General features: G+C 39.4%; 4 protein-coding genes. All 4 read right to left on the bottom strand.

Annotated features, from left to right (window positions below):
- Positions 1 to 210: 210 nt before the first annotated feature.
- A complete protein-coding gene (locus AC1DU2_RS30525; RefSeq protein WP_477360909.1) occupies positions 211 to 1,800 on the bottom strand; it encodes a SusD/RagB family nutrient-binding outer membrane lipoprotein in 1,590 nt (529 codons plus the stop codon).
- Between the two features lie 5 nt (positions 1,801 to 1,805).
- On the bottom strand, positions 1,806 to 5,123 hold the full coding sequence (locus tag AC1DU2_RS30520; protein WP_477389359.1) for a SusC/RagA family TonB-linked outer membrane protein: 3,318 nt from the start codon (positions 5,121 to 5,123) through the stop codon (positions 1,806 to 1,808).
- A gap of 241 nt (positions 5,124 to 5,364) precedes the next feature.
- Positions 5,365 to 6,459, bottom strand: a complete 1,095-nt coding sequence (locus tag AC1DU2_RS30515; RefSeq protein ID WP_477389357.1) for a FecR family protein — start codon at positions 6,457 to 6,459, stop codon at positions 5,365 to 5,367.
- A gap of 92 nt (positions 6,460 to 6,551) precedes the next feature.
- Positions 6,552 to 7,046, bottom strand: a complete 495-nt coding sequence (locus tag AC1DU2_RS30510) for an RNA polymerase sigma-70 factor (RefSeq protein ID WP_477389361.1) — start codon at positions 7,044 to 7,046, stop codon at positions 6,552 to 6,554.
- Positions 7,047 to 7,072 lie beyond the last annotated feature (26 nt).

Below are 7,072 nucleotides of genomic sequence, written 5' to 3'. Positions count from 1 at the left end.
TAGGAGGGAAGGGAAGTAAAGCAAAATATTGCGGTAATAATAGCAATATTGCCTGATATGCGTTTTAAAAGATATAAGTTAAAATAGTACATCAGCAATGGAATAAAAACTCATGATCGGGGCACGCTGTTCTGGAAAATAGTTTTGGTAAAAGTAATAAAACTAACAAGGAGACAATAATGTCTCCTTGTTAGTAAAGAATATTAGCTATTATTTATCCCAGTAAACTCTTGCAGTGAAAATATCACCACCCGCAAGATTTTTAATCGCGGCGGCAAGGTTAGCGCCGTTGGTTGCAGGTAAAGTAACAGGGTAAGCGATCCTTCTTGGAATATCTGTAGCAAATTGGTTTGCATAGGTAACTTTTGTTAAAACAGGAAAGCCTGATCTTTTCCAGTTATTCCAGTTTTCGTTAAAGTTGAAAACAGTTGCAGTTTCTATATAATACTCCATGTTGATTTGTTGCAATGCGGTAGCAGTTACCAGTGGATGTGCAGCAACATAAGCAGTTATAGCAGCAGCATCAACAGATGTAGTACCAAACTGACCTAACGTTTGCATATCAGCAGTTAAAGCGTTTGCAAAATGCGTGGCAGCCGTACCGGTTGCCCATCCTTTTGAAGCAGCTTCCGCTAATAACAGTTCAGTTTCGCCGTAAGTTAATAAGAAGTTATAACGGTTGCGGTCATCGTAAACAGCAAATTTTGGACGTGAATATTTTGCTACTGGTGCTGGTGCATCGCCGGTAACTGTAGGATCCGCAGGTGTCGCTCCAGGATAACCAGGTGCTTTAGAAATATCCGTTGTACCGCCATTTAAATCGTAACCATTTGGCATACCAACCTGTAAAGCAGCGGTAGAAATACCAGCAACTGTGGTTTCATTGGCTTTTTTACCAGTACCGGCCGATATTTCAGCAACAGCGCTAACACGTGGATCGCCCGTTGATTGCATGTATGAAATCAAAGTTTGTCCCCATCTTACTTCACGGAAATCATCTGGCACTAATAACGCTGCTGCGTCACTGTTGCCGTTACCATTAGAATAATCGGCCTTTACTTTTGCGTTATCGGCAACAGCAGTCATAGTGCCACCAGCATATGCTTTTTCGGCATATTTTTGTGCAGTGGCCGCATCTACCTTGGTTAAACGCATTGCTGCACGTAACATCAAAGAATACCCTAATTTTTTCCATTGTGTAACATTCCCGCTGTAAAATAAATCGCTTGTAGGGCCTGCTTTTGATGCGTCTAATGCAGCACATGCTTTATCCAACTGATCAAGCATTGAAGCGTAGATGTCTTTTTGGGCATCAAAAACCGGAGTAAAAATGCCAGCTTTAGCCTGTCCTTCTTGCGAAAAAGGAATATCGCCGTAAGCATCGGTAACTCGCTCAAGCATCAATACACGTAAAATAGTTCCGCAATTGTCAAGATTTGATAAAGCAGCGTTTCCTTTAACAAGGCTTTTCATCTCATCGATAAGGGTTGTGGCACTAAAGCCATTATTCCATGTACGCGCTTTATAATCCTGAAAACTACCACTGGCAACATATTTATCGCCGTTTCTGTAGTAATCATAAGTTGAAGCTAACGCCTGAGACCACATACTTTGAAAAAGTAATTGATCGTAACCTGTATTTGAAAACTGGATCTGAGCCTGCGCCATAAAAAAGTTTGGATTAATTAAACCCGCGCTTACTTTAGTTGGATCAGTATTTATCTTGTCAAAGTTTTTAGTACAACCTGCTACAAAGGTGGCACCTACAATAAGGCAACTATATATAAGTCGTTTTTTCATCTTTGTTATTTTTTAAATTTAAAGTTCACGTTTACACCATAAGTTCTAACTGCGGGTACGCTTGTACCTTCAATACCTGCATAATTGATACCAGGAGCAAAGTTTGATTCCGGATCGATATTGTCTGTATGTTTCATAATAGTCCATAAGTTACGGGCTACTAATGATACAGTGATAGAATTGAAAGGTGTGCCAGCAATAGATGTTTTAGGAATAGAATAACCAAAGGTTACCTGACGTAATTTAATAAAGCTACCATCTAATACGTTAAGCGCCGAAATGTTACGAGCTAAGCTTTGGTAATAATCTTCTGCCGGTACGTTTTTGGTATTTGCTGCACCGGATTCAGTAACACCCACACCAACTACGCCTGTTTCACGACCAACAAGGGTCATTTTATTTAAACCGCGGAAGATGCTGTAGTAATTAGTTGCCGATAATACTTTGTTACCAAAGCGATAGTCAATAAGGAAACCCAAATTGAAGTTTTTATAGGTGAAATCGTTGTTAAAACCACCATAAATTTTAGGTATTACACTACCTAACGGTATACGGCCCGTTGCTTCGGCATTACCATTAGCATCAAATATGATATTGCCACTACCATCGCGTTTGTAATCGTTGGCCATAATCTGAGGCCCAGCCATACCAACAACAAATGCAGTTGTTGCATTTAACGGACGATAAGTACCAAGGCCTAAATTTGAATTATTGACATCGGTATGTAACACTTTATTTTGTACGTATGTAAAGTTAAATGCAGGGGTCCAGGTGAATGTGCTGCTTTTAACTGGCGAGCCATGTATTTCAACCTCTATACCTTTGTTTTGAACAGAACCTGTTGGGACATACGCATTTGTATAACCGGTTGACCAGTCAATAGAACTATTAAGAATTTCCTTTTCTGTTTTTCTTTGGAAATAAGCAACGTCAAGGCCTAAACGATCATTGAAAAACTTCATTTCGGTACCAATCTCCAACTCCTTCAATGTATTTGGAGGCAATAATAGGTTTGGTAATTGTGAGCTAAAGCCACCTGCATTAACACCATTGACAGCATTGTTTACCGAATAATAAACCTGGTTGCCATAGGTAGGTGCTCCAGCGCTTGTTTGTGAATATGCTACACGTAGTTTTCCAAAGTCAAGACCATCAATGTGTGCAAGATCAGAGAATATAAAGCTGGCTGAAACCGAGGGCGAAAATATGCCACGGCCAACAGCGCTTGATATACTGCTATAGGCATCATAACGGCCTGTAGTGCTTAACACCAGGAAGTTTTTGATGGCGAAGTCAGCTGTGTAATATGCTGAGTTAACTTGCAATGCAGAAACGTTTTGATTGCCACTATTTCTGCTGGGTACATTAGACAGATCGTAAAAGTAAGGGATAATAAAGTTATCGCCGTTTATAAACGTGCCTGAAGAGTTTGCTTTACGAATGTTACCACCTACAGACAAATCAAGATTTAAGAAATCTTTAATGATATCATGCTTAGCACCAATTAAAGCGTCCGCGTTAAACTCTGTGATTTGAGTTGTTTGGGTTTGAATAGATCCATTACCGCCTATATAAGCTGTACCGGTAGGAGTGATACCTAAACGAGCATCGTTAATTTTATCATAACCTACACGGCCTTGTGCATAAGCCCAAGGTGTAATAGCGTACCTGGCAGAGATGGATGATATTAAACGCTCTCTTTTTGTGTTGGTTACAAAATTGTAAGCTGCAAAATAGGGGTTTGTTACATAAATGTCGTTATTCCATTTTTGCTCACCACCACCAGCTACAGTACCTGGCGATAATATGCTCTGGGCCTCATTCGGTGCTAAAAATTGCACGTTGTTAGGATTACCCGGGCCATCACTTAAACCAGAACGGTTTTTAGCATTATCAATAACATAATTGGCAACCAGGTTTATATCAAGGTTTTTAATTACGGTTTGTGATCCGTTAAAGTTGAATGATTTTCTATTTAAACCGCTATTAGGGGTGATAGCATGGTTGTTCATATCAGATAATGACAAACGGAAAGCGCCTGTTTCACCACCGCCGGTTAACGATACCGTGTTAGTGAAAGTACCACCAGTTTTGTAAAACTTAGTATAGTCATCGCTTGTTTTTGWATAAGCATAACTTTTACCGTCAAACTGAATTACCTGGGAACCATCTAATTTTGCTCCCCATGCTAAGTTTCCTGAAGACAATGCACTCGCAACGTTGGCAGGTTTAATGCCGCCTTCGCCTTGTCCGTACTGAGTTTGAAAATCAGTGTTGTCATAAACTTTATCCGCCTGGTAGTTGGTATTGTACTCAACACCAAAACCTGAATTCTTTTTGCCGGATTTAGTAGTGATTAAAATAACACCGCCAGATGCACGTGTGCCGTAAAGTGCAGATGCCGATTGACCTTTTAATACTGTCATGCTTTCGATATCGTCAGGGTTGATGTTAGATATACCGTCACCATAATCAGCACCACCCCATTCGCCAGATTGACCTCTTTGGGTGTTATCCATAGGCACGCCGTTAATTACAAATAAAGGGCCCTGTGTGCCACTTGTACTTGTAACGCCACGTAATAAAATACGTGCAGATGAACCCGCGCCACCATTGGTACCGCTAACACTTAAACCAGCCACGCGACCTTCTAATGAGTACGCAACGTTTGATTCTTTAGCTTTGTCTAAAACGCCACCATTAACAGTTGATACCGAATAACCTAATTTTTTAGAATCTTTTTTGATACCCAAAGCTGTTACTACAACTTCGTTCAGGCTTTTTGCAGATACGGTAAGCTTTACAGATAGTTCGCTTTTGCCGCCAACAGGTACTTCCTGGTTTTCATAACCTAAAAACGAGAAGATAAGTACAGCGTTATCCGGAGCACTGATAGAGAAGTTACCATTGGCATCAGTTATGGTGCCTGTAGTTGTTCCTTTTATCCTTACCGAAACGCCTGGTGCCGGTGTGCCGTTTTCGTCAACAACTTTACCTTTTACTACCGCAGCATTTACAACCTCATTTTTTTGAGAGATAACGATCAGGTTGTTTTCAAGTTGGGTGTAGGTAAAGTCGGAATTTGCCAAAAGCTTATTCAAAACCGACGTAACTTCTTCGTTTTGTACATTAAGCGTTATCTTTTTGGTTGAAGGGATTTTACGCTCGCTGAAAACGAAGTGGTAGTTAGTCTGCTTTTGAATAGCAGAGATAACCTTACTAAAATCTGCCGATTTTATGTTAAAGGTGACTTTTTGTTGCGAGTAGACATTTGCAATGGATTGCAGACTAAAGGCTACTACTAAAATAAATGTCAATTTCATTATTAATATGGACTTAAATAGCCAATAGTTATCTCTTACACCCTTGGGGTGTTTAAAATATTTCATACTTTTACTTAATTAAAGGTGACTTGATTAAATGGCAATGTTCTGTTCGAGAGAGCATTGCATGATTAACTAACAGATCTTCATCTTCGCGGGAGTTGCCTCTGGTAATTCCCGTTTTTTTTGTGGTATGTAAAGCTTTCTTTATGTCATAGGCTTGTTTAATGGCTGCATTGGGTTAATAAATGTATATGGTTTCATTTTTGTACTTATATGAAAATGGCTCGATAATCTGCAGGGCTTTTAATGCCTGCAAAATGTTTTCTTTTTCAAAAACTCCCGTGAAACGGTAGTCTTTTACATCTGTATTTTTAAAATTTATCTTGATGCCGTACCAGCGCTCCATTTTATTGGCAATTTCGGCAAAGTCTTCGTCCTTAAAAATCAGTCGGTTATTTACCCACGAGGTTTCAACCACGGTGGTATCATTTGATCTTAAGTAAGTAAGGTTGGTAAGCGCGTAACTTGTTTTTGCAGTATCAGGAGTTTGGGCTACTAAGTTGCGGTTAATGGTATGCCTTTTAAAAGTGGTGCTCTTTAAAATAAGCTTTTCGTTTGGTTTAAGGATGATCCTGTCTGAAGGCCTGTCGGCCAGGGTAACTTCTATCGATCCCCGGATAAGTGTTGTTTCACTTGCAATATCGTTTTTGTAAGATTTTACATTAAAAGCCGTGCCCACAACCCTGATGCTCATTTTACCCGCATGTACTATAAAGGGATGCTGATGGTCTTTGGCCACATCAAAAAAAGCTTCGCCATTGAGGTAAACCTCGCGGGTAGGGCCTTTGAATGATGGCGGGTATTTTAAAGTAGTTTCAGAATTTAATGTTACAACAGATCCGTCGCTTAAGTAAATTTTAGATTTTACACGGCTCGGCGTTTTTTTCTGCTGAAGACTGGCCAGGTCCAGGCTTGTCTTATCGTATCTCTTTAAATAATAGGTAACAGATAAGCCAATACCGATTATTAACAATGCCGCCACGCTGCGTAAAAAGATAATCATGCGCCGGGTTTTAGCGCCTTCAGCAGGAATTTCATAAGCCGGTTGATCTTCAGTTGCGGGTATATCTATTTTAGATAAGATATGCTGAAACATCAGATCTGTATTTGAATACTGTTCTTCGTTTTTTACCCAATAAGTTTTAAAGAAAGCGCTTTGTTGCCTGCAAGCGTCGTCGTTTGCTACCAGAAAATTGAATTCCTCCAATTCTGCGGCATTCATCTCATCCGAGAGCTTTTTTGTGAGCAGTTCAATAAATCGTTCGTTAACCATCTTTTCTCGCCTTAAACGGGCTTGTTTTTAGATAGGACAATAGTTTTTTTAAAATTGCCTACAAGCTTTKAAAAAAAATTTAAAAAGAATTCCTATAACAACGAAAGCCCCATGATGTCATGGTCAGAAGATGCCCTCTCTGATGATTTAGATGCAAGTTGATGTGCAGCAAGAATGATGCTTAATTTTTTCATTGCTCTAAATAACTGGGTTTGTACAGTGCGGGGAGATATATTTAAAATTTCGGCAACCTCTTTATATTTCATGCCATCCTCTTTAATTAACTTAAAAATAATACATGCCTGTTGAGGGAGCGAAGCGATAGCTTTATCTAATAAGAAATGGAGTTCTTTGCGTTCCAATTCTTTTTCGGGATCAAAAGTATTTACAAACTCAACTTCGTCCGAAGCTTCTATCTGGACAAGGTGAATATTGGAGAATTTTTTTAGATAATTGAATGATTGATTTTTAACGGCCACAAACAAATATGTTTCGGGGTTGGTAACTTCGGTAAGGCTTTTACGGGATTCCCAACACTTAATAAATACATCGGATACAATGTCTTCGGCCGCTTCTTTCTGGCGAATATAAAAAATTCAGAACTTAATAAGCC

Source organism: Mucilaginibacter sp. P4_C11, from assembly GCF_056402115.1.
Note: the sequence above shows the minus strand (reverse complement) of the source record. Positions and strands in the feature narration are given on the sequence as shown.

Coding starts and splice junctions, on each gene's coding strand:
- AC1DU2_RS30525 (WP_477360909.1), bottom strand. CDS start 1,800: ATGAAAAAACGACTTATATATAGTTGCCTTATTGTAGGTGCCACCTTT.
- AC1DU2_RS30515 (WP_477389357.1), bottom strand. CDS start 6,459: ATGGTTAACGAACGATTTATTGAACTGCTCACAAAAAAGCTCTCGGAT.